We start from the raw sequence: 18,731 nt of genomic DNA, 5'->3' as shown, positions 1-18,731 counted from the left end.
CCGCATCCCCACTGCGGGGTAAGCCGGGTGTGTAGCGACAGTGACGGCGGGCTGGCCTTCAGGAGGTACTGCCGTGGAGGGGCCGTTTATCCGCATCGAGGACACCGGCGAGGTGTCAGCGCTGCGCCCCGAGGTCACAACGGTCGGACGAGGCCGCGGCGTCGACGTACGTCTGAGCGATCCCAGCGTGTCCAGGTTGCACGCCGAGTTCGTTCGGCGGGGTCCGTACGTCTACGTGGTGGATCTCGGCCTTTCTCGCAACGGCACCAGGGTCAACGGCCGTCCGATAGCGCGAAGAGTGCTTGAGGACGGCGACGTGGTGTCCTTCGGAGCCGCCCGATGCAGGGTCGGCGGCCTCCCCCGGGAGGACGTGTCGCCCGACCTCGAGCTGCGCCGCGCCGCGGCGCCCGAGCTCACCCGGCGCGAGGTCGACGTGCTGACCTCGCTGTGCCGGCCGGCCCTGTCCGACGAGGCCTTCGTCGCCCCCGCCACCGCGCGGGAGATCGCCGAGGACCTCGTCGTCACGGAGGCCGCGGTCAAGCAGCACCTGCTGCGGCTCTACCAGAAGTTCCGCATCCCTGAGGGCACCAACCGGCGCACCCGCCTCGCCAACGAGGTGGTCGCGCTGGGCCTGGTCAGGCCGATGCCGGTGGTCCCGTCCCAGCGGGACCGCAGGGCCAGCTAAGCCGGGCTGGACCGCTCCAGGCCCCCGGGGAGGCGAGGCCCCGGGGGAGTCGCGGGCCTTGGGCGTACGCGTGCCCGGGGAGCGGCCGGCACGGCGGCGCGCCTAGCGGAGGGAGCGTTCGGCGGACTCGACGACGTTGGCCAGGAGCATGGCGCGGGTCATCGGGCCGACGCCGCCCGGCATGGGGGCGACGTATCCCGCGACGTCGCGGACCTCGGGGGCGACGTCGCCGACGAGGCCGGCGTCGGTGCGGGTGATGCCGACGTCGAGCACGGCGGCGCCGGGCTTGACCATGTCGGCGGTGATCAGGCCGGCCACCCCGGCGGCGGCGACGACCACGTCGGCGTTGCGGACGTGGGCGGCCAGGTCCCGGGTGCCGGTGTGGCACAGGGTGACCGTGGCGTTCTCGCTGCGCCGGGTGAGCAGGAGCCCGAGGGGGCGGCCGACGGTGACGCCGCGGCCGACCACGGTGACCTCCGCGCCCTTGAGCTCCACGCCGTACTCCCGCAGGAGGGTGACGATGCCGCGCGGGGTGCAGGGCAGCGGGGCCTCGTGCATGAGGACGAGGCGGCCGAGGTTGACCGGGTGGAGCCCGTCGGCGTCCTTGGCCGGGTCCATGCGCTCCAGCACCGCCTGGGTGTCGATCTGGGGCGGGAGCGGGAGCTGGACGATGTAGCCGGTGCAGGCGGGGTCGGCGTTGAGCTCCTCCACCGCCCGCTCGACCTCGGCCTGCGTGGCGTCGGCCGGCAGGTCGCGGCGGATCGAGGCGATGCCGACCTGGGCGCAGTCGCGGTGCTTGCCGGCCACGTAGGCCTGGCTGCCGGGGTCGTCCCCGACCAGGACCGTCCCCAGCCCGGGGACCACGCCCTTCTCCGCCAGGGCCGCCACACGTCCCGCGAGATCGGCCTTGATCTTGGCCGCGGTCGCCTTGCCGTCGAGAATCTGCGCGCTCACGTGAGTAATCCTGGCAGGCGGCCCGGCGGAGCCGCCACCCAGGTCCGCCTGCGGCCCCGAGCGGGGGCCGCGGCGGCGCGGGTCACTCGCCCGGGTCGGGGGCGGGCTTGCGGCGCACCGGCAGGTAGTCCATCGCGACGCCGCCCATGAGCACTCCCGCGGCGCCCGCGCCGAGAACCGCGAACTCGCTGTGGAGCGCGGCGTTCATCAGGGCGAAGGCGTTGAGCCAGATCTCGATCACGAGGGGACTCCTTGGGGAGAGGAGGGAGCGGCTTCGGCAGAGCCTACGTGGCGGGGCGGCGTGCTTTCTCCCCCTTCGCCCGAATCGATCATGAACGGCCGCGGTGCGCGAGTGAGTTCGGACACATCCGGCTTTGCTCTACAGCTTGTAGTACTACAGTTAGTGGTACGACAACGTGTAGAGCCTCCGGGGGCGATGAATGGACGCGCTTGACCTGGCCCGATGGCAGTTCGGTGTGACGACCGTCTACCACTTCCTGTTCGTCCCGCTGACGATCGGGCTCTCGGTGCTCGTCGCGGGTCTCCAGACCGCCTGGCACCGCACCGGCGACGAGAAGTACCTCCGCCTCACGAAGTTCTGGGGCAAGCTCTTCCTGATCAACTTCGCGATGGGCGTGGTCACCGGCATCGTGCAGGAGTTCCAGTTCGGCATGAACTGGAGTGAGTACTCCAAGTTCGTCGGGGACGTGTTCGGCGCCCCGCTCGCCCTGGAGGGCCTGCTCGCCTTCTTCCTGGAGTCCACGTTCCTGGGCCTTTGGATCTTCGGCTGGGACCGGCTGCCCAAGCGGATCCACCTGGCCACGATCTGGTGCGCCGCGATCGGCAGCAACCTGTCGGCGTTCTTCATCCTGGTCGCCAACGCCTGGATGCGGCACCCGGTCGGCTACGAGATCGACCCGGTCACCGGCCGCGCCGAGATGAACGACGTGGTCGCCGTGTTCACCAACCCGACCGCGCTCATCACCATCCCGCACGTCGTCGCGGGCGCGTTCCTGGCCGCCGGCGGGTTCATCGCCGCGATCAGCGCCTGGCACCTGCTGCGCCGCCGCGAGACCGGGGTCTTCCGCACCTCCCTGCGGCTGGGCCTGGCCGTGGTCGCCGCCGCCGGGCTGGTGTCCGCGGTGACCGGCGACCTGCAGGGCCGGATGACCGTCCACGACATGCCGATGAAGATGGCCGCCGCCGAGGGGCAGGCGCACGACGCCGAGGCCGCCGGGTTCTCCGTGGTGAAGGTCGGCGACTTCGACCTGCGCGTGCCGTACGTCCAGAGCTTCCTGGCCACCGGCACCCTCGACGGGCGGGTCGAGGGCGTCGAGGACATCCAGAAGAGGTACGAGAAGATCTTCGGGCCCGGCGACTACCGGCCCAACCTGACCGTCGTCTACTGGTCCTTCCGCTTCATGATCGCCTTCGGGATGGCGTCCTTCGGGCTCGGCCTGCTCGGGCTCTGGTTCACCCGGCGCCGCCGTACGGCACCGCGCTGGCTGCTGCGGGCCGCGCTGCTGGCGCTGCCCGCGCCGTTCGCCGCGATCATCACCGGCTGGATCCTCACCGAGATGGGCCGGCAGCCGTGGACCGTGTTCGGCGAGCTCCAGACGGCCGCCAGCGTCTCCCCCGGCGTGAGCCTGGCGCAGGTCGCCACCTCACTGACGATCTTCACCCTGCTGTACGGCGCGCTCGCCGCCGTCGAGGGCTACCTGATCGTCCGGCACGTGAAGGCGGGGCCGCCGCCGGTCGAGCCGGAGCCCCGCGAGGGCGCCGGCGAGCCCGCCCCCGAGCCCGCGCTCATGTACTGACCCCCCGCCCCCGCCCCGCTGACCTCCCCTGACCCCCTCTGACCCCCTCTGACCTCCGCTGATCCCCTCTGAGACTTCTGACAAGGGCCGACCATGGAACTCACCACCATCTGGTTCGTCGCCATCGCCTTCCTGTGGACCGGATACTTCGTGCTGGAGGGCTTCGACTTCGGCGTCGGCGTGCTGCTGCCGCTGCTGGGGCGGCGTGAGCACGAGCGCCGCGCCGTACTCGGCACCATCGGGCCGGTCTGGGACGGCAACGAGGTCTGGCTGATCGTCGCGGTCGGGGCCAGCTTCGCGGCCTTCCCCGCCTGGTACGCCGGCATGCTCAGCGGCTTCTACCTGCCCATGCTCGCCGTGATCGTGGCGCTGATCCTGCGCGGCGTCGCCCTGGAGTACCGGTCCAAGGTGGACTCCGACCGCTGGCGCGCCTGGTGCGACCGGGGCATCTTCGCCGGCAGCCTCGTGCCCGCGTTCGTCTGGGGCTCGGTGTTCACGACCATGGTCCGCGGCGTGCCGATCGACGCCGAGGGGGTCGTCCGGCTCGGCGCCCCCGACGCCGCCGCGCTCCTCGGCGGCGCGGCCACGCTGGCCCTGTTCACCCTGCACGGCGCGGTCTTCCTGGCGCTGAAGATCGAGGGCCCGCTGCGGCGCCGCGCCCGCCGCGCCGCGCTGGCCGCCGCGGCCGGGGCCGTGCCCGTCGTCGCCGCGCTGCTGCTGGTCATCCAGCGGGAGCAGGGCGACGACCTGACCGCCACGCTCGGCCTGGGCGCGATCGTCGCACTCGGGGCCGCCACCTTTCTCACCTGGTTCCAGCGGGACGGATGGGCGTTCGCCGCGACGGCCGGAGGGATCGTCCTGACCAGCGTGACGGTGTTCCTGTCCCTGTGGCCGAACGTGCTCCCGTCCTCGATCTCCCCGGCGTACGACCTGACCGCCGAGGCCGCCGCCGCCGGGCCGTACACGCTCACGATCATGAGCTGGGCGGCGCTGGTGCTGGTGCCGTTCGTGCTCGCCTACCAGGCGTGGACCTACTGGGTCTTCCGCAAGCGCCTGGTCGCCTGACCGCCCGTGCGCCCCGCCCCGCCGTACGGCGGGCCCGCCGCGGACCTGGGGATCGGCGGTCCCGGCGGGGCGGGGCGCACGCGGCGAGGTGGCCGCCTCCCGGCACTCGGGGGGCGGCCACCTGTTTCTCCGGGGGTGTCAGGGCGTGGGGCGCCGGGTCAGCAGTTGCCGTCGGTGGAGCGGCCCTTGAGCCGGTCCTCGATCCACTGCTGTGTCGGGCCGAGCGCGGTGTACATCAGGGCGGCGTGCTCGCCCCGGAGGTACTGCCGCCACTCCAGGTTCGCGCCCTTGCCGCACCACTCCGCGCGCAGCGTCTTCGCCTGGGCGAACGGGATGATCTCGTCGATCAGCGAGTGGTACATCAGCACGGGCATCGCCGGGGCGACGCCGCCGAGGCGGTTCTCCTTCAGCCGGGCCTGCCAGGCGGGGGTGTTGAGCAGGTCCACGTCCACGAAGTCCGACATCCGCTTGCCGATGCCCTTGGGGATGGCCTCGGCCAGGCAGTCGTCACGGCCGTCCTCCAGCAGTTCCCGGCCCTTCTCGTTCAGGTGCTCCTCGAACGGCAGCTCGGGGTAGGCGCTGGTCAGCCCCACGGCCGCCGCCGCCAGGAACATGAAGAACGGGCTCCCGTCGAGCGACTTCGCCACCGCGTCCAGGTCCGCGGGGGTGCCTCCGGCCGCCACGCCCTTCACCGGCAGCTCGGGCGCGTACGACGGGTGGAGCTGGGCCGCCCAGCCCGCCGACGCCCCGCCCTGCGAGTAGCCGACGACGGCCATCGGGGCGTCCGGGCGCGCGCCGTACCTGGGGAAGCGGACGGCGGCGCGCAGGGCGTCGAGCACCACGCGGCCCTGGGACTGGCCGACCATGTAGGTGTGGTCGCCGGGGGTGCCGAGCTTCTCGTAGTCGGTGACGACCACGGCCCAGCCCTTCTCCAGGTAGGACTTGATCGCCAGGCCCTCGTAGTCCTGCCCGAGCGTCAGGCCCCAGGACGGCGCGCACAGGTCGCCGAGGCCCTTGGTGCCCACCGCGAAGGCGACCAGCGGGCGCTTGCCCAGGTAGATGCCCTTGGGGACGAAGTACGACCCGGTGACGGCGATGCGCTCGCCGGTCGCGCTGGTCGAGTGGTACATGATCCGCCAGGAGTGCGCGTCGAGCCTGAGCGTCTTGGCGGGGTCCGCGTACGCCGTGATCTCCTCGTGCCGGATCAGGTCACCGGGGTTCCCCGGCGGCAGCGGCGACGGCGGCTGGTAGAAGGGATGGGTCTGGGGGGGCGCCGCGTGCGCGGGCGGCACCAGGGCGGCGGCCACGCAGACCGCCGGGAGAAACGCTGCGAAGAATCGCGCCCAACGTCGTCTCATGCCCGCAGATGCTCCGCGAAAGCGACATCACGGGCTATTCACGCCCCTCATACAAAGCGGCACGCGACTGCTCATGTGACGTACAACACATCCCCTGGCCCATGGGCGGGCCAGGGGCGCGTCCGGTACGGCTCACGCCGGGCGGGAGCCGTACCGGACCTGACAGGCGGCCGGGGGCCGGGACCGTCAGTGGAAGAAGTGGCGGGCGCCGGTGAAGTAGAGCGAGATGCCCGCGGCCTCGGCGGCGGCGATGACCTCGTCGTCGCGGATGGAGCCGCCGGGCTCGACGATCGCGCGCACGCCCGCCTCGGCGAGGACCTGGAGGCCGTCGGCGAAGGGGAAGAACGCGTCGCTGGCCCCGACCGACCCGGCGGCCCGGTCACCCGCGCGGGCGACCGCGAGGCGGGCGGAGTCCACCCGGTTGACCTGGCCCATCCCGACGCCGACGGTGGCGCCGCCCGAGGCGAGCAGGATCGCGTTGGACTTGACCGAGCGGCAGGCGCGCCAGGCGAAGGCCAGGTCGGCCAGCACCTCCTCCGAGACCGGCTCGCCCGCCCGCAGCTCCCAGCCGGCCGGGTCGTCGCCCGCGGCGTCGATCAGGTCGGCGGACTGCATGAGCACGCCGCCGGAGATCGGCCGCCACTCGGCACGGGGCAGGGCGGACGGCGCGGCGCACTCCAGCAGGCGCAGGTTCTTCTTCTGGGTGAGCAGGTCCAGGGCCTCGGGCGCGAACGACGGCGCCACCACGACCTCGGTGAAGATCCCGGAGATCTGCTCGGCGAGCTGGAGGGACACCTCGCCGTTGACCGCGATCACGCCGCCGTACGCCGACACCGGGTCCGTCTCGTGCGCCTTGCGGTGGGCCTCGGCGACGTCCGCGCCGACCGCGATGCCGCACGGGTTCGCGTGCTTGATGATCGCCACGCAGGGCTCGGTGAAGTCGTAGGCCGCGCGCCGCGCCGCGTCGGCGTCCACGTAGTTGTTGTAGGACATCGGCTTGCCGTGCAGCAGCGTGGCCTGCGCCAGTCCCGGGGCCGCGCCCGCGTCGGCGTAGAGCGCGGCCTTCTGGTGCGGGTTCTCGCCGTACCGCAGCGTGCCCCGCCGCGTCCACACCGCGCCGGCCACGTCCGGCCAGCCCGACTCGGCCGCCTCGGTGTCGGGGGCGTACGCCGAGGCGAACCAGGAGGCCACGGCCACGTCGTAGGCGGCGGTGTGGGCGTAGGCCCCGGCCGCGAGCCGGGCCCGCTCCTCCCGCGTGAACCCGCCCGCCTCGACCGCCTTGAGCACCTCGCCGTACGACCCGGGGTCCACGACGACCGCGACCGTGCCGTGGTTCTTGGCGGAGGCGCGGAGCATCGCCGGGCCGCCGATGTCGATCTGCTCGACGCACTCGGCCGGGGACGCGCCCGAGGCGACGGTCTCGCGGAACGGGTACAGGTTCACGACCACGAGCTGGAACGGCGCGATGCCCAGCTCGTCGAGCTGCGCGACGTGCGCCGGGTTGCCGCTGTCGGCGAGCAGGCCCGCGTGCACGGCGGGGTGCAGCGTCTTGACCCGGCCGTCCAGGCACTCGGGGAAGCCGGTCACCTGCTCGACGGGCGTGACCGGCACGCCCAGCCCGGCGATGCGGGCCGCCGTGCCGCCGGTGGAGACGATCTCGACCCCCGCCTGGTGCAGGCCCCGGGCGAGCTCCTCCAGCCCGGTCTTGTCGTAGACCGCGATCAGTGCGCGCCGGATGGCGATGCGGGTCACGTGAAAGATCCTCTCCGGTGTTCGGTGACGCTGCGGTGTTCGGTGACGCTGCGGTGTTCGGTGACGCTGCGGTGTTCGGTGACGCTGCGGTGTTCGGTGACGCTGCGGTGTTCGGTTGGCGCCGGCCCCGGGACGCGGCGGACCGCTGCCGGGGCCGGCGGGTGGGAGGCCGCCGGTGGGCGGTCAGGGGGCGCCGATGCGGACCTTGCGGCCGGAGACGGTCCAGCCCTCGCGCGCCATGCGGCCCACGACCTCGACGAGCAGCGCGCGCTCGACGTGCTTGATGCGTTCGTGCAGGGCCGCCTCGTCGTCGCCGGCGAGCACCGGCACGACCTCCTGCGCGATGACCGGGCCGGTGTCCACGCCCTCGTCCACCAGGTGGACCGTGCACCCGGTCACGGTCACGCCGTACGCCAGGGCGTCGCGGACCGCGGTGGCCCCGGGGAACGACGGCAGCAGCGCGGGGTGCGTGTTCACCACCGGCCAGCGGCTCAGCACCGCGGGGCCCAGGATCTTCATGAACCCGGCCGAGACCACCAGATCGGGCTCGTGCTCGGCGATCGCGCCGGCCAGCGCGCGGTCCCAGTCCGGGCGCGTAGGATGATCGGACAGACTGACCGTGAAGGCGGGCACCCCGGCGCGTTCCGCGCGGGACAGCCCCTCGATGCCGGCGCGGTCCGCGCCGACGGCCACCACGCTCGCGCCGTACTCCTGGTCACGGCAGGCGTCGAGCAGTGCTTGCAGATTGCTTCCCGTGCCGGAGACCAGCACGACGAGCCGGGCGGACAGGGCTACTCCTCGGGGCTGAGGCGGGCTGTGGACGCGCGTGGACGGTGCACACGGCGTCAGCGGGCACACTGGAGTGCGGGCGCACGCGTGCTGCGTGCTTCCGATCCGTCGCGGTCACCATATCGGTCCCCCGCGCGAAGGAGGAGGTCAGGTTGGCGACACTCGGGCAGACGCCCACCCAGCAGCCCGTCGAGACCGAGGGGCGCAGGTCTCTGCTGCTCGGAGTCGCGGGCCTGGTCCTCACGGTGGTGATGCTCCCCGTCGGGCTCGCGCTCGACGTGCTCGCGCTCCTCATCGGCCTCCGCGCGCGCCGCCGGGCCCGCCGCGACGGCCACCGGCTGGCCACCGCCCGCTGGGCGATCGTGCTGGCGGTGATCGGCCTGGTCATCGGCATCCCGGCCCTCGCGACGCAGGCGTACATGTGGAACGAGGTCGTCGCCTACAACGACTGCGTCACCGGCGCTAACACGATCGCCGCGGAGAACGCCTGCGTGGACGGCCTGGAGAAGGCGTTCGAGAAGAAGTTCAGCCTCCCCGAGGGCAGCCTGAACCTCCCGTTCCGCCCGTAACCCCCCGCAACCAGGCGTCTCGTGGCCGGGACCGCGTCAGTCCCGGTCCCAGGCGTACGGGTCGAGGTAGATGCGGTGCCCGCCCCGGTCGTCCGACTCGTCCACGATGTCGGACCTGGGGCGCGTCTGCGGCGGATCCACCCGCACCACGGGGATGGGCTGCGTGTCCGCCTCCGTCGCGTCCATCCAGTGCGCGCCGCCGCCCCGCTGCCCCGCCCTGGCGATCCGCCGTACGGCCGTCGCGGCCCTGGCCGCCTTCCCCGGTGACGCGCCGGCCGAGCGCCGGATCAGGTACCAGTTCCACAGGCCCGCGCCGACGGCCGCGCCCATGCCCACCTCCAGCGCGGCGCTGAACGCCACCTGCCAGGGCGACGGGCCCACCTCGGCCAGCCGCCCCCCGCCCAGCGGCCCGCCGGACAGCGCGGCCAGCGCCGCGGCCGCCGCCGCCGCGCACACGCCCACCACGAACCCCCACAGCGGCGCCGCCTCCAGCGCCGGGGTCGGCAGCATGCGGATCGTCGTGACGCCCCCCGCGATCCCCGCCGCGAACGGCACGGCCAGCACGGCGAGCGCCCACGGCGACGCCGGTCCCGGCTCGGGCAGCGCCGCCAGCAGCGGCAGCGCGGGCACCCCGCCGAGGCTGACCCCGGTCGGCGCGACCAGCGTGCCCGCGCCGACGGCGAACCCCGGTCCGAGGACGTACGACATGCCCCAGATCGCGGCGTTGGGCAGGAAGAGGAGCTGGATCAGGATCAGCAGCACGCCGCCCACGAAACCGGGCGCGAGCACGGACGACAGGTCCGCGGCCTGCCCCAGGTTGGCCGCCAGCGCGACCACGACCAGCAGGAACCCCCCGCCCAGCAGTACGGCGACCGCGCACGCGGCGCCGGCGGCCAGGGACCGGGCGCGCTCGGTCAGCAGCCGCATGATCGAGCGCCAGGGGCCGAGCGTGCGGCCGGTGGCGATCGCCCCGCCGGCGAACGCGATGACGAAGTGGCCCAGCAGGGCCTGCCCGACGGACGGCGTGGTGAGCGGGTTCCGCGCGATCAGCGCGAGCAGCCCGGCCAGCAGCGCGTACGGCGCGCCGAGCGAGACCCCGCCCTGGAGCACCAGCCTCCACTGCGCGCGGCGGTCCTGCGGCGCGGGGCGGCGGAACTCGGCGTCGCGCGCCATCCACACCCCGGCGCGGTAGAGCAGCCAGCAGGGCAGCGCGGCGAGCCCGAGCGGGAGCAGGCCGACCGTCCCGCCCTTGATGGCGAACCCGGCGTGGTGGGCGACCAGCCACAACTGCGCGGACGTGCTGAAGACCCCCGGCAGCCCGGGGCCGAGGCCGCCGCTCGGCGAGGCGATCCAGCCGAGCAGCGTGATCGTGGTCAGGACGGCCAGGCCGACGCCCAGCGTCCAGACCGCCGCCAGGAACCCGGACACCGGCAACGGGCGGCGCGGCTCGTCGTCCCCGGACTCGCCGGGCAGCCCCGCCGCGCTCCGGATCTGCTCGATAAGGGCGGTCACGCTACCCAATGGTCGCAGCCCCGGGTCCCAGGAACCCGGTACGAACCACGCGTGTCGCGCGTATCCCTCCCCCGCGTCCCCGCCCGGCCCTCCCCCGCGTCCCCGCCCGGCCCTCCCCCGCGCCGATCCCGCGCTTTCGCGCCCGCGTGGCCCGCGCGCGGAGACGGAGACGCCCCGGCCCCCGCGAGGGGAGCCGGGGCGCGGCCGTACGGCTGTCGCCTAGCGGGACTTCATGATCTCGCGCATGAGGCGCGCGGTCTCGCTGGGGGTCTTGCCGACGCGGACGCCGACCTTCTCCAGCGCTTCCTTCTTCGCCTGGGCGGTGCCGGAGGAACCGGAGACGATGGCGCCGGCGTGGCCCATCGTCTTGCCCTCGGGGGCGGTGAAGCCCGCGACGTAGGCCACGACCGGCTTGGTGACGTGCTGGTCGATGTAGGCCGCCGCGCGCTCCTCGGCGTCGCCGCCGATCTCACCGATCATGACGATGGCGTCGGTCTCGGGGTCCTCCTGGAACGCCTGGAGGCAGTCGATGTGCGTGGTCCCGATGACCGGGTCGCCGCCGATGCCCACGGCCGTGGAGAAGCCGATGTCACGCAGCTCGTACATGAGCTGGTAGGTCAGGGTGCCGGACTTGGACACCAGGCCGATGCGGCCCTCGGTGGTGATGTCGGCCGGGATGATGCCCGCGTTGGACTTGCCGGGGGAGGCGATGCCGGGGCAGTTCGGGCCGATGATCCGGGTGCGGTTGCCGGTGGCGACCGCGTGCGCCCAGAAGGCGGTGGTGTCGTGCACCGGGACGCCCTCGGTGATGACCACGCACAGGCCGATGCCCGCGTCGATGGCCTCGATCACCGCGTCCTTGGTGAACTTCGGCGGCACGAAGACGACCGACACGTCCGCGCCGGTCCGCTCCATCGCCTCGGCGACGGTGCCGAACACCGGCAGGCCCTCGTGGGTCGTGCCGGCCTTGCGGGCGTTCACGCCGCCCACGATGTTCGTGCCAGCGGCCAGCATGCGGCGGGTGTGCTTGGTCCCCTCCGAGCCGGTCATGCCCTGCACGATGACCTTGCTGCTGTCGTTGAGCCAGATCGCCATTACCGCACGCTCCCCGCGGCAAGCTCGGCCGCCCTGCGGGCCGCCTCGTCCATCGTGTCCACCTGCTCCACCACCGCGATGTTCGCGTCGGTGAGGATCTGCCGGCCCAGCGCGGCGTTGTTGCCGTCGAGGCGCACGACCAGGGGCCGGTCCACCGTCTCGCCGCGCTCGCCGAGCAGCTTGACCGCCGACACGATGCCGTTGGCCACCGCGTCGCAGGCGGTGATGCCGCCGAAGACGTTGACGAAGACGCTCTTGACGTCGGGGTCGGACAGCACGATGTCCAGACCGTCGGCCATCACCTCGGCCGAGGCGCCGCCGCCGATGTCGAGGAAGTTGGCCGGCTTCTGCCCGCCGAACTCCTCACCGGCGTACGCGACGACGTCGAGGGTGGACATGACCAGGCCCGCGCCGTTGCCGATGATGCCGACCGTGCCGTCGAGCTTGACGTAGTTGAGGTCCTTGGCCTTGGCCTTGGCCTCCAGCGGGTCCTCGGCGGCCTTGTCGGCGAACCGCTCCTCGTGGTCGGCCTGCCGGAACGCGGCATTGTCGTCGAGGGTCACCTTGCCGTCGAGCGCCATCACGCGGCCGTCGGAGGTCAGGATCATCGGGTTGACCTCGACCAGGGTGGCGTCCTCGTCGACGAACACCATCCACAGCTTCTCGATCAGCTCGGCGGCGCCGTCCAGCGCCTCGGCCGGCAGCCCGCCCGCCTCGGCGATCTCCCGGGCGCGCGCCCGGTCCACGCCGGTCAGCGCGGACACCGGGATCTTGGCGACCTTGTCGGGGGTGGTCGCCGCGACCTCCTCGATGTCCATGCCGCCCTCGGCCGAGCAGATGGCCAGGAAGGTGCGGTTGGCACGGTCGAGCAGGAACGAGAAGTAGTACTCCTGGGCGATGGAGCTGGCCTCCTCGATCAGGACCTTGTGGACCGTGTGGCCCTTGATGTCCATGCCGAGGATGTCGGTGGCCTTGCCGTACGCGTCGCTCGCGTCGTCGGCCACCTTGACGCCGCCGGCCTTGCCGCGGCCTCCGGTCTTCACCTGCGCCTTAACGACGACCCGGGAGGAGCCGGCGGCGGCGAACTCCTCCGCCAGCGCGCGAGCCTGCTCCGGGGTGTGGGCGACCTTACCGCGCGGCACCGCGATGCCGTACTCCGCGAAGAGCTCCTTCGCCTGGTGTTCGAACAGGTCCACGAGGGTCCGTCCTTGCCTTTATAGGTCTTGTTGCTTGCCTTGCGCCTACTGGTGTGCGTGGCTCTTTTCCGCTGGTGAAGCCTAGCCGTCGGGCGGGTGTGAATATGCCGGAGGGTCCATGTTCACCGGCGGCCAGGTGGCGCAGGACTGGGCGAACCCCCACGAACCAGGCTATGCCGCCGCCGTCAGGGCGCCGCGGACCCAGTCGACGATCTCCGTGGTGGTCGCGCCGGGCGTGAAGACGCGGGCCACGCCGAGCCGTTCCAGCTCGGGGATGTCCGCCTCGGGGATGATGCCGCCGCCGAAGACGACGATGTCCTCCGCGTCGCGCTCGGCGAGCAGTTCCATCACGCGGGCGAAGAGGGTCATGTGCGCGCCGGACAGGATGGACAGGCCGATCGCGTCGGCGTCCTCCTGGATCGCGGCGTCCACGATCTGCTCCGGCGTCTGGTGGAGGCCGGTGTAGATCACCTCCATGCCCGCGTCGCGCAGGGCTCGGGCGACGACCTTGGCGCCGCGATCGTGCCCGTCCAAACCGGGCTTGGCTATGACCACGCGAATCCTTGCCAGGGCACTCATGGACGGCAGCCTAACCGCCGCCTATCCCCCGCTCCACACCCGCCCGGGCCGCTCCGGGACCTCGCCGAATGGTCACTCAAGGAACCGGACAAATACCTCAGAGAAGCATTTATCTCCAATTCATCGGTACGGCGTGAGCCCCGACGGCACCGGGCTTCCCGCTCTCCAGTGGCCGAAAACCGCGATCTCATAACTTTTCCAAGTTACATGGGTCAAATCGTGATGCCCCTGAGACGAAAGCGCGGCATGATTTCGGCCGTCCCTAGCAGTCGAGCACCCCTCTGACGGGGAGAGGTAACTCTCTGATGAAGCGTTTCACCACCCTGGCCGCCTCCGCGGTCATCGTTCCCGCCCTCGGGCTCGCCGCCGCCCCGGCCGCGTCGGCCGCCCCCAAGCCGGCGCCCGCCCCCAAGAACCCGGTGGAGGCCCTGGCCAAGGCGCTCGCCAAGGGCACGACCCTGACCCGCAACGCGAACGCCACCATGGACTTCGGCGACGGCGTCAAGCTGACGGTCTCCGAGTCGGGCGTCCTCAAGCTCAACTCCAAGGGCGTCTTCGCCGCCGACACCACCTCCAAGGCCGCCGCCTCCCGCGCGGACAAGGGGACCGAGGTCCTCCCGCTCCTCGGCGCGTCCCGCACGATCCTGCTGAACGGCACCGCCTACCTGCAGAGCCCGATCTTCAAGGACCGGCTGCCCGCGGGCAAGACCTGGCTGAAGGTCACCGGCAAGGACCTGCACGGCACGCAGATCTCCGGCGGGTCGGCCTTCGGGCTCGTGGACGTCTTCGAGCCCGGCGTGGCCAAGTACCTCGTGACCAAGTCGGCGGTCAAGCCCGGCGGCGCGGTCGACGGCGTCAAGAAGACCACGCTGTACTCGGGTTCGGCCACCGTGGCCGAGCTCGCCAAGGTGTCCAAGACCCTGCGCGACGCGCTCGGCCGGGACGCCAAGGGCAAGGAGGCCAAGCAGACCATCGTCAAGTGGGGTCTGTGGGCCGACGCCAACCAGCTCCCGGTCCGCCTGACCACGAGCATGGGCCTCAAGGGCGACAAGGCCCCGCTGATCAAGGGCATCGAGCAGTTCAAGAAGTGGGGCGCGCCGGTCAGCATCGTCGCCCCGCCGGCCGAGCTGGTCGCCACCCTCGACGAGCTGCGCGACGGCAAGGACGAGGAGAGCCAGGAGAGCTTCGGCAACCCGCGCTTCCTGCCCAAGCTCTTCATCGACAAGAAGTGACCCGAGCCGCCGCCGGCTCATAGCGGTCCACTGCTCCTGAGAAACCCGTTCACCACCTTCAGATGACGCCCGTACGGCCCGGCGGCGGCCGTACGGGCGTCCTCCCGAACGAGGAGTACGTGTCATGAAACGCTGGCTCACGGTGGGGTCCGCCGCCCTGCTGATCACGCTCGGGGCCTCACAGGCGTACGCCGCCGAGGCCGCGGTCGCGCCGAAGAAGCCGAGCGGCCCGGTCGAGGCCCTGGCCAAGCAGTATTCCAAGGGCACCTCGCTCCGGTCGTCCCACTGGATGACCTTCCGGAGCTCGGGCCAGGTCCTCGCCCGCACGCACCAGAGCGGCAAGGTGCGCGTCGGCAGGTACGGCCCGGTGGCGTCCGACCGCACGACCAAGATGACGGTCGCGGCGCTCGGGCAGCTCGCCCCGGCCAGCCGCGTGATCACGATCAACGGCGCCAGCTACATCACCGGCGGGGGCCTGGAGAAGGTCCTGCCCCCGGACAAGAAGTGGCTGCGGGTCCACCGCAACCCCGGCAGCTACGGCGACATCAACACCGCCGACCTGATCGACGTGCTGGAGCCCGGCACCTTCAAGACCGTGCTCGCGCGCGGCGGCCGCAAGGTCGGCAAGTACAGCTACGCGGGCAGCATCACCGTCGGTGAGCTGCAGAAGTTCTCCAAGAGCTTCCGCGAGAAGTCGGCCGGCATCACCATGACCGCCCAGCAGCGCCGCACCCCGGTGCGCTGGAAGCTCTGGGTCGGCGCGGACCAGCTCCCCACCCGCATGACCGCGAGCTACGACTACACGTACAAGCGGGTCAAGGGCACCATGACCTTCGAGTCCACCTACTACGCCTGGGGCAAGCCCGTCTCCATCGCCGCCCCGCCGGAGTCCGAGGTCGCCGACAAGGACGACCTCAAGGACCGCGGGCCGGGGAACATCCCCAACCTGCCCGGCATGCCGCGCCTGGTCACCACGGTCGAGCGTCTCTGACCGCCTCGTTCGCCGAGAAAGGGCGCGCCCCCCACCCCGGGGCGCGCCCTTTCCCTTTCCGTGCCCGTTCACCCGTGCCCGTTCGCCCGCGCCCCGGGCCGTACGGCCTGAGCCCGTACGGCCTGAGCCCGCACGGCCCGGGCCCGCGCCCGCCGTACGGCCTGAGCCCGCACGCCCGCACGGGCGCGTCCGGGGTCAGGGGTAGGGGCTCCTGATCACGGCGACGGAGAAGCGGTAGCTGTACTCGCCGCTCTTGGCCCAGGTGAGGTCCCAGCGGCGGCCCTCGACGGCGGTGAGGCCGAGCGAGCCGAGCTTGTCGTCGCCGACGAGGTCCTCGTCCCACAGCTCCAGCGTGAGCTGGGTGTTGGGGGCGACGACGAGGTTGGCCCAGTTGATGTTGTGGTCTCCGGCCGCCCGCACGTTGCTGCCCTCCGGGCAGTCGGCGCGGGAGGAGTCGAAGACGATGCAGTCGTTCTGCGCGGTGCTGATGCCGGGGTACTCGCCGGGCCAGACCAGGCCGTTGCCGCGCCGGAGCAGGTACAGCTCGTCGTGCCCGGACTCGGAGATGTCCTGGGCGTAGACGCTGATGAGGCGGACCAGCAGGTCGCCCGGGGCCTGGGCGCGCGCCGGCGCCGCGTGGATCAGCGTGAGCGCCGCGAGGAGGGCTGTGAGGGCGGCGATGCGCCGCCGTACCGTCGTCATGCGCCCAGCCTGGCGGCCCCCACTTGCCGATCGTTTTCGGCCGACTAGTGGGGCCCGTGCCCGCACGGCGGGCGGCGGGGCGCCGCCGGCCGTGCGGGCGCGCGGGTCAGAGCTTCTCCACCGGGGCGTAGGCGAGGAGGAGGGTCTTCTCTCCCACGTCGCCACCGAAGTCGATCTTGGCGCGGGTCTTCTCGGCCGCGCCCTCGACGGCGGTGACCGTGCCGAGGCCGAACGAGTCGTGGGTGACGCGGTCGCCGACCTGCAGGGAGGGGACGACGCGCGCGGCGCGGGAGGCGGCCGTGGCGCCGCCGCGGCTCACCGCCGCGGTCTTGGGGGTGCGGCGGGGGTCGTTGCGCCATTCGAGCAGGTCCGCCGGGACCTCGGAGATGAACCGGGACGGCGGGTTGGCGGCGGGCGCGCCCCAGGTGCTGCGCATGGTCGCGCGGGTGATGTAGAGGCGCTCCCGGGCGCGGGTGATCCCGACGTAGGCCAGCCGGCGCTCCTCCTCCAGCTCCTTGGGGTCGCCCAGGGAGCGCATGTGGGGGAAGACGCCGTCCTCCATACCGGACAGGAACACGACGGGGAACTCCAGGCCCTTGGCGGTGTGGAGCGTCATCAGCGTGACCACGCCGTCGCTCTCCTGCCCGCCCTCGGGAATCTGGTCGGCGTCGGCCACCAGCGACACCTGCTCCAGGAAGTCCACGAGCGTGCCCTCGGGGTTGGCCTCCTCGAACTCGCGGGCCACGGCCACGAGCTCCTGGAGGTTCTCGATCCGGCTCTCGTCCTGCGGGTCGTCGGAGGCCTCCAGCTCGGCGAGGTAGCCGGTCTTGGTCAGCACCATCTCGGCCAGCTCGGCCGGCGGGGTCTCGGCGGCGGCCGCGCCCAGCTCGTCGAGCAGCGCGGCGAAGTCCTTCACGGCGTTGAGCGAGCGGGTGGCCAGCCCCGGCACCTCGTCCACGCGCGCGATCGCGTCCCGGAACGCGACGCGCTCCCGCGAGGCGAACGCCTCCAGCATCGCCTCGGCCCGGTCGCCGATGCCGCGCTTGGGGACGTTGAGGACGCGCCGCAGCGACACCGTGTCGGCCGGGTTGGACAGCACGCGCAGGTAGGCCAGCAGGTCGCGGACCTCCTTGCGCTCGTAGAACCGCACCCCGCCGACGACCTTGTACGGCAGGCCGCAGCGGATGAAGATCTCCTCGAACACGCGGGAGGCGGCGTTCGTCCGGTAGAACACGGCGACGTCACGCGGCCGCACGCCCTCGTCGTCGGAGAGCTTGTCGATCTCCTGGGCGACGAACATGGCCTCGTCGTGCTCATTGTCCGCGACGTATCCGATGAGCTTGGGCCCGGCGCCCTGGTCGGACCAGAGGTTCTTGGGCTTGCGCGAGGTGTTGCGGGAGATGACGGCGTTCGCGGCGGTCAGGATGTTCTGGGTGGAGCGGTAGTTCTGCTCCAGCAGGATCGTGCGCGCGTCGGGGTAGTCGCGCTCGAACTCCAGGATGTTGCGGATCGTCGCGCCCCGGAAGGCGTAGATCGACTGGTCGGCGTCGCCCACCACGCACAGCTCGGCCGGGGCCACCGCGCCCTCGCGCACCACGTCGCCGTCGGCCGTGCGCAGCTCCGGGCGGCCCACCAGCTCGCGGATCAGGACGTACTGCGCGTGGTTGGTGTCCTGGTACTCGTCCACGAGGACGTGCCGGAACCGCCGCCGGTAGTGCTCGGCCACCTCGGGGAAGAGCTGCATGACCGTGACCGTGAGCATGATCAGGTCGTCGAAGTCCATCGCGCCGGCCTGGAGCAGCCGCTGCTGGTACTCCCGGTAGGCCTGGGCGAGCGTGCGCTCAAGGTGCGTGCTCGCCTGGTCGGCGGCCGACTCGTAGTCGATCAGCTCGTTCTTCAGGTTCGACACCTGGGCCGAGAACGACCGGGGCGGGTAGCGCTTGGGGTCCAGGTCGAGCTCGCGGCAGACCATCGCCATGAGCCGCTGCGAGTCGGCCTGGTCGTAGATCGTGAAGCTGCCCGGGTAGCCCAGCCGCTTGGCCTCCGACCGCAGGATGCGCACGCACGCCGAGTGGAACGTCATCACCCACATGGCCCGGGAGCGGGGGCCGATCAGCTTGTCGACCCGCTCCTTCATCTCCTTGGCGGCCTTGTTCGTGAAGGTGATCGCCAGGATCTCGCCGGGGTGGGCGCCGCGCTCGGAGATCAGGTGGGCGATGCGGTGTGTGAGCACCTTGGTCTTCCCCGAACCTGCCCCGGCGATGATGAGCAGCGGGTTTCCTTCGTGGAGCACGGCCTCGCGCTGCTGGGTGTTGAGACCGTCGAGCAGCGGGTTGTGATGGGTTCGGGTGGGCACCCTCCAAGGGTATGGCCGTCCGCCGGCATCCTCTCCCCGATCACTCCCGCCGGTGTACGGATCGTCCTCCCTAGGATGG

Annotated in this window: 17 protein-coding genes; 6 read left to right on the top strand and 11 right to left on the bottom strand. The window is 72.2% G+C overall.

Annotated features, from left to right (window positions below):
- The first annotated feature begins 73 nt into the window (after positions 1–73).
- Positions 74–685: an FHA domain-containing protein gene (locus D5H75_RS32670; protein WP_119930439.1), complete on the top strand. Its 612-nt coding sequence runs from the start codon at positions 74–76 to the stop codon at positions 683–685.
- A 102-nt stretch (positions 686–787) separates the two neighbouring features.
- On the opposite strand, the gene D5H75_RS32665 is transcribed toward D5H75_RS32670, so the two are convergent.
- Both D5H75_RS32665 and D5H75_RS42145 read right to left on the bottom strand, forming a co-directional pair.
- Positions 788–1,639, bottom strand: coding sequence for a bifunctional methylenetetrahydrofolate dehydrogenase/methenyltetrahydrofolate cyclohydrolase (locus D5H75_RS32665; protein ID WP_119930438.1), 852 nt, complete (start codon positions 1,637–1,639; stop codon positions 788–790).
- An 82-nt stretch (positions 1,640–1,721) separates the two neighbouring features.
- On the bottom strand, positions 1,722–1,880 hold the full coding sequence (locus tag D5H75_RS42145; RefSeq protein ID WP_202638721.1) for a hypothetical protein: 159 nt from the start codon (positions 1,878–1,880) through the stop codon (positions 1,722–1,724).
- Positions 1,881–2,079: 199 nt separating this feature from the next.
- Here D5H75_RS42145 and D5H75_RS32660 point away from each other — a divergent pair, with 199 nt between their 5' ends.
- Together D5H75_RS32660 and cydB are read left to right on the top strand one after the other, a co-directional pair.
- Positions 2,080–3,456: a cytochrome ubiquinol oxidase subunit I gene (locus D5H75_RS32660; RefSeq protein ID WP_119930437.1), complete on the top strand. Its 1,377-nt coding sequence runs from the start codon at positions 2,080–2,082 to the stop codon at positions 3,454–3,456.
- Positions 3,457–3,549: 93 nt separating this feature from the next.
- Positions 3,550–4,521 (top strand): cytochrome d ubiquinol oxidase subunit II, encoded by a 972-nt coding sequence (gene cydB, locus D5H75_RS32655; protein ID WP_119930436.1) that lies wholly within the window; start codon positions 3,550–3,552, stop codon positions 4,519–4,521.
- A 158-nt stretch (positions 4,522–4,679) separates the two neighbouring features.
- Here the strand turns inward: cydB and D5H75_RS32650 are convergent, their stop codons facing one another.
- From D5H75_RS32650 to purN, 3 genes are all read right to left on the bottom strand, one after another.
- Positions 4,680–5,879, bottom strand: a complete 1,200-nt coding sequence (locus D5H75_RS32650) for a lipase family protein (RefSeq protein ID WP_119930435.1) — start codon at positions 5,877–5,879, stop codon at positions 4,680–4,682.
- A gap of 186 nt (positions 5,880–6,065) precedes the next feature.
- The gene (gene purH / locus D5H75_RS32645) at positions 6,066–7,631 is read right to left on the bottom strand and encodes a bifunctional phosphoribosylaminoimidazolecarboxamide formyltransferase/IMP cyclohydrolase (RefSeq protein ID WP_119930434.1); all 1,566 of its coding nucleotides are present in this window, start codon (positions 7,629–7,631) and stop codon (positions 6,066–6,068) included.
- Positions 7,632–7,814: 183 nt separating this feature from the next.
- Entirely contained in the window at positions 7,815–8,420 is a 606-nt protein-coding gene (purN, locus tag D5H75_RS32640) for a phosphoribosylglycinamide formyltransferase (protein WP_119930474.1), read from the bottom strand.
- Between the two features lie 152 nt (positions 8,421–8,572).
- Between purN and D5H75_RS32635 the strand changes: the two genes are divergently transcribed.
- Entirely contained in the window at positions 8,573–8,989 is a 417-nt protein-coding gene (locus D5H75_RS32635; protein ID WP_119930433.1) for a hypothetical protein, read from the top strand.
- 36 nt (positions 8,990–9,025) lie between these two features.
- Here the strand turns inward: D5H75_RS32635 and D5H75_RS32630 are convergent, their stop codons facing one another.
- The 4 genes from D5H75_RS32630 to D5H75_RS32615 form a co-directional block, all read right to left on the bottom strand.
- Positions 9,026–10,501: a cell division protein PerM gene (locus D5H75_RS32630; RefSeq protein WP_119930432.1), complete on the bottom strand. Its 1,476-nt coding sequence runs from the start codon at positions 10,499–10,501 to the stop codon at positions 9,026–9,028.
- Positions 10,502–10,720: 219 nt separating this feature from the next.
- A complete protein-coding gene (gene sucD / locus D5H75_RS32625; protein ID WP_119930431.1) occupies positions 10,721–11,596 on the bottom strand; it encodes a succinate--CoA ligase subunit alpha in 876 nt (291 codons plus the stop codon).
- The gene (gene sucC, locus D5H75_RS32620; RefSeq protein ID WP_119930430.1) at positions 11,596–12,792 is read right to left on the bottom strand and encodes an ADP-forming succinate--CoA ligase subunit beta; all 1,197 of its coding nucleotides are present in this window, start codon (positions 12,790–12,792) and stop codon (positions 11,596–11,598) included. The genes sucD and sucC overlap by 1 nt, the downstream gene beginning before the upstream one ends.
- A 171-nt stretch (positions 12,793–12,963) precedes the next feature.
- Positions 12,964–13,371, bottom strand: coding sequence for a coenzyme B12-dependent isobutyryl CoA mutase small subunit (locus tag D5H75_RS32615; protein ID WP_119930429.1), 408 nt, complete (start codon positions 13,369–13,371; stop codon positions 12,964–12,966).
- A 305-nt stretch (positions 13,372–13,676) separates the two neighbouring features.
- Between D5H75_RS32615 and D5H75_RS32610 the strand changes: the two genes are divergently transcribed.
- Complete coding sequence (locus D5H75_RS32610; RefSeq protein WP_119930428.1) at positions 13,677–14,603, top strand: SCO4651 family lipoprotein; 927 nt, start codon at positions 13,677–13,679, stop codon at positions 14,601–14,603.
- A 124-nt stretch (positions 14,604–14,727) separates the two neighbouring features.
- The gene (locus D5H75_RS32605) at positions 14,728–15,594 is read left to right on the top strand and encodes a hypothetical protein (protein ID WP_119930427.1); all 867 of its coding nucleotides are present in this window, start codon (positions 14,728–14,730) and stop codon (positions 15,592–15,594) included.
- Positions 15,595–15,789: 195 nt separating this feature from the next.
- Here D5H75_RS32605 and D5H75_RS32600 read toward each other — a convergent pair whose 3' ends face one another.
- Positions 15,790–16,296 (bottom strand): hypothetical protein, encoded by a 507-nt coding sequence (locus tag D5H75_RS32600; RefSeq protein ID WP_119930426.1) that lies wholly within the window; start codon positions 16,294–16,296, stop codon positions 15,790–15,792.
- A 106-nt stretch (positions 16,297–16,402) separates the two neighbouring features.
- The gene (gene pcrA, locus D5H75_RS32595) at positions 16,403–18,652 is read right to left on the bottom strand and encodes a DNA helicase PcrA (RefSeq protein ID WP_479688601.1); all 2,250 of its coding nucleotides are present in this window, start codon (positions 18,650–18,652) and stop codon (positions 16,403–16,405) included.
- Between the last annotated feature and the right edge of the window lie 79 nt (positions 18,653–18,731).

Source organism: Bailinhaonella thermotolerans, from assembly GCF_003594875.1.
Taxonomy (GTDB): Bacteria; Actinomycetota; Actinomycetes; order Streptosporangiales; family Streptosporangiaceae; genus Bailinhaonella; species Bailinhaonella thermotolerans.
Note: the sequence above shows the minus strand (reverse complement) of the source record. Positions and strands in the feature narration are given on the sequence as shown.